Genomic DNA, 3903 nt, shown 5'->3' with positions numbered 1-3903 from the left:
TTCTCCCACAGGGGACTTTCACCCCATCAGTTCATGCCCATGCCGGGCGTACCAAGAAATTCCAGGGTACGCCTACGGCGCCCCTGAATTTGGCGTTTTGCGCTTCATGTCGAGATATAAACAGGAAAAGAAAATCAATAAGTAGTGAACCAAATGAAATCAATTATTTTCGATGGATAGGTTATAAAAGGACATCCACTTACGCTACAATCCAATTAGGATTTGTTCGGGACGAAGTTTGTGGCCAGAATAACACCAAACCAGCTATTTGAGATCAAGGTTTGAAACTTTTTACACATCTATCGGCCAGAATAATGAAATAGAATTAATTGACTACTTATTATGCCAAAGATTGAAAGTACAAAAAGAGGTATTCCATCCTCCTTCCAGACGATTGAAGAAGAGCCTGTAAAGAAAGCACCCAAAAAAGAAATGGCTGGCTCTTTTAGTACTGGAAATACTGCTGGGAACCTGAAATCAAGCTCTTTCAAGTACTGTAGGTGCATCTTTGAACGTAACGTAACAGTCAGTAATCAGCATCCCACTATTAGTTTCAATAAAGAGAAAGTACCTGTTAGTGATGAACAGCATATACTGAAAACAAATTATTCTGAACAAACAATTTTTTCAACCACAGAAAGCAGCTCTGAAACTGAATCCAACGCAACATCTTCAGAAAGCAGCTCTGAAACTGAATCCAGCGCAGAAACTTCAGAAAGAAGCTCTAAAGCTGACTCAACTTCAAGTATTAGTTACATACAGGTTAATAGGCTTTCTCTTGCACAATTGCTTGACAGGTTTAATTTGCTTCTATCAAAGCACCAAGATTTACTTCCTTTTCAAATTATGGGAATTCCAAGTAGTAATGAATTTAAACGAGGTTATGTGAAACTACTCCTGCAAATACACCCAGATAAAGCAGGTAGTAAGTATGAAGAATTGTTCAAGTCAATTTTTCCTATATGCCAAGAACTTTTGGCAAGATTGTAGTGAATACTAAACAGCGTAATTTCTCAAAAAGTGCTGGATGCAGGATAATTTTGGTCAGTCGTCTATCCTCTCACCATGGCTTTTTCAGAACACCAGCAGTTACAACCTGAAGATCTACTGAGATTCATCACTCAGCAGCAAGAACAGATCATTCAGCTCAAAGAGCAGGTAGAATTGCTTGAAGCAGAGATTCGTCGTCTAAAAAAACTGCCCGCAAAGCCTGACATCAAACCGATGTAAGCACCGAACACCAAACCTCCTGATGATGACACCGGAAGCTCCGACGGAGACCCATCCGCTCCTGAGGGTGACGATGGAGCCAGTCCAGAAACCTCGTCAAAGCAGAAGGTTAAAAAGCCCAACGAGAAAACCAGAAAGCAGCGTAAACAGCCCCGAAAGCCATTGGCGGAAAAATCCATACCCATTGCTGCCACTGATGTTCCGCAGGGATCAATCAGGAATGGAACCACCCCTTTACACGTTCAGGAACTGACGATACAAACAATTCGCTGTTCAAGTTATATCCAGACAGACGACACGGGAACAAGGCATAAGGGGAAGAATGGTTACTGCACCATCATCAATAACGAGTCCTTTGCCTGGTTCGAGAGCACAGACAGCAAAAGCCGGGAAAATTTCGTAAGCCTACTGCACCGCCCATGGTCAACTTACTCGTTCACCGACGATGCCTTGATCTATCTGGAAAAACTGGATTACCCAAAAAAGTGGCTCCGCATTCTTAATCCATTCAGAGGAGTCACCTTCCTGAGCCATGAAGCCTGGGAAGAGTGTATGAAAGACCTGGGTCTAACTGGTAGGCGACGCCAGCAGGCCAGTGAAGCCATGATTTATGGCAGCCTGATACAGCATGGAGCAGGTCATCTAACCACCTTCAGTGATGGGGCAAGGCAGTTCGACGTTTTCAAACACAGCCAGTGCTGGATACATGCAGAGCGAGGGCTGGCAAAAGTTCATCCGGTCAATGATCAGCAGGCCATGGCCCAGAAATGGCTCCGGACATGGTTCTGGGCCATTTACGATGACCTTAAAGACTTCAAGGCTGAGCCAACTGACAAAAAAGCAATAAAAATACGACAGGGGTTCCAGGCGCTGATCCAAACCCAAACGAGCAGGGGGCTTCTTCAGGATGCTCTGTCAGGATTAGCTGTCATCAAGGAAGAGCTATTACTGGTTCTGGAAGACCCGAGCTTACCGCTGCACAACAACCTGAGCGAGAGTCAGATACGAGAATATGTTAAACGACGAAAGATCAGTAGTGGGACGCGTAGCGATTTAGGGTGGCAATGTCGCGACACCTTTGCCAGCCTGAAAAAAACGTGTCGCCTTTATGGTCTCTCTTTTTGGGGTTATCTGAAAAGCCGATTAATGGGCGATGGGTTATTTCCGAGACTGAGTAAGCTGATTGAGGAGGCTTCACGTCATCTTCCGTGTGGTGCTGCCAGCAGTTTTTGAGAAATTACCAGAATTAATCATGTAGGAATTAGAGTCAGAGATTTGGATGTTTCTCGTGAATTCTACGGAAAACTGGGTTTTGAGTTTATTGTTGGGCCAATGGGTCCGGAGCCGGTAGCCATAGTAGAGCACCCATGCGGAATAAACATTAACTTGATCCTCAATGCTACGGGGGATGCAACGGGGAACAATGTACTCATGGACGATATTGTGAAATATCCAGGCTATACGCATATTGCACTTGAAATCACCGACTACGATTCTGCTAAAAATAACATTGAAGCGTCAGGCTTTTCCATAACTGAAGAAGTCGAATATAACGGTGCAAGGTTTTTCTTTATCAGAGATCCGGATGGCAATGTTCTCGAATTCCATCAACCAGCAAGCAGCTGACAGGGGGTATCCGACGGACGGTGGCAGACGTGCCGCCACTTGAGTCGGCGCTATGTTCAAACCAAGGTCATGAGTTGTAAATTGCTGGAAAGGACCTTGTCTGTATCGCTCGTCTTCGGCTTATCCTTGATATCTTTGCTTCCACCATTTTGTGCATGAATAATGTTGTTTTATTGCACAAGCATATATGATACCGATTTTCGGTAGTTATGATGAGAAAATCAGGCTGAAGCTCAGCCTCTCTTTATTGCACAGGTTTAGATTGCCATGTCTGTACTGAATCATGGGTTCGATGAGTTGGATGTCCATACGTTGTATCAGTTGCTTAAACTGCGTGTGGATGTTTTTGTTGTTGAGCAGGTATGCCCTTATCCGGACTTGGATAATAAAGATGTTCTGTCGTCTACGCGGCATATCTATATAAAAGGGCGCGATGGCATTGCGGCTTATGCCCGCTGCCTTGCTCCGGGTGTTTCTTTCGATCAGGGTTCAGCCATTGGTCGTGTGGTTGTCGGTCAGGACAGTCGAAGGCATGGCTATGCCAGGCTGATTATGCAGGAGGCCATTGCAACCTGTCGGCAGCAATGGCCGGATAAACCGGTCATGGTTTCTGCCCAGGCATACCTGCTGAGGTTTTACCAGAGCCTTGGCTTTCAAATGATTGGTGAGCCTTATGATGAGGATGGCATCCCCCATCAGGGTATGATGTTACCGCTCATATTTAGCCACAACTCTGTCAGCAAGTGTTGACCTTTCACAGCCAGTTCCATTTGATGCCTCCAGAACCAAATTGTAAGTCTTTGCTACCAAATAGGGGGCAAAGCAGGCAGTTACGCTGAAACCTGTAAAAGTCCCAATAGCGCCACCAATCCCTGCACCAGTAATCTGATCCCCTCCTGTCATGCTCCCTAACAGCACACCTACGGCCCCCAGAGTGAAACACCCAATTTGAGCGGCGGCTGGAATGATAATCGCTAATCCACTGCCCATTGCGATCGCTGACAATGTGGCCAGGACTCGCTCGGTTTTTCGGGTTTTCAGTGACAG

The 3903-nt window shown here is 45.5% G+C and carries 6 protein-coding genes; 5 read left to right on the top strand and 1 reads right to left on the bottom strand.

Annotated features, from left to right (window positions below):
* Positions 1-342: 342 nt before the first annotated feature.
* The 5 genes from KDK13_RS16715 to KDK13_RS16695 all read left to right on the top strand — a co-directional run bounded on the left by KDK13_RS16715 (position 343) and on the right by KDK13_RS16695 (position 3606).
* Entirely contained in the window at positions 343-990 is a 648-nt protein-coding gene (locus KDK13_RS16715; RefSeq protein ID WP_257286122.1) for a J domain-containing protein, read from the top strand.
* A gap of 75 nt (positions 991-1065) precedes the next feature.
* Positions 1066-1230, top strand: coding sequence for a hypothetical protein (locus KDK13_RS16710; protein ID WP_257286121.1), 165 nt, complete (start codon positions 1066-1068; stop codon positions 1228-1230).
* Between the two features lie 162 nt (positions 1231-1392).
* Positions 1393-2463 (top strand): transposase, encoded by a 1071-nt coding sequence (locus KDK13_RS16705; protein ID WP_257286120.1) that lies wholly within the window; start codon positions 1393-1395, stop codon positions 2461-2463.
* A 3-nt stretch (positions 2464-2466) separates the two neighbouring features.
* On the top strand, positions 2467-2856 hold the full coding sequence (locus KDK13_RS16700) for a VOC family protein (protein ID WP_257286123.1): 390 nt from the start codon (positions 2467-2469) through the stop codon (positions 2854-2856).
* Between the two features lie 267 nt (positions 2857-3123).
* Positions 3124-3606 (top strand): GNAT family N-acetyltransferase, encoded by a 483-nt coding sequence (locus tag KDK13_RS16695; protein ID WP_257286119.1) that lies wholly within the window; start codon positions 3124-3126, stop codon positions 3604-3606.
* Here the strand turns inward: KDK13_RS16695 and KDK13_RS16690 are convergent.
* A partial coding sequence (locus KDK13_RS16690; protein WP_257286118.1) for a hypothetical protein occupies positions 3565-3903 on the bottom strand: 339 nt, incomplete at its 5' end. The two genes, KDK13_RS16695 and KDK13_RS16690, sit on opposite strands and share 42 nt — an antisense overlap.

Source organism: Endozoicomonas sp. SESOKO1 (assembly GCF_024606265.1).
Taxonomy (GTDB): Bacteria; Pseudomonadota; Gammaproteobacteria; order Pseudomonadales; family Endozoicomonadaceae; genus Endozoicomonas.
This window is presented reverse-complemented; position numbering and strand designations above follow the sequence as displayed.

Bases quoted from the DNA above. Each gene is read 5' to 3' on its own strand.
- KDK13_RS16710 (WP_257286121.1), top strand. From the start codon at position 1,066: ATGGCTTTTTCAGAACACCAGCAGTTACAACCTGAAGATCTACTGAGA.
- KDK13_RS16715 (WP_257286122.1), top strand. From the start codon at position 343: ATGCCAAAGATTGAAAGTACAAAAAGAGGTATTCCATCCTCCTTCCAG.
- KDK13_RS16695 (WP_257286119.1), top strand. From the start codon at position 3,124: ATGTCTGTACTGAATCATGGGTTCGATGAGTTGGATGTCCATACGTTG.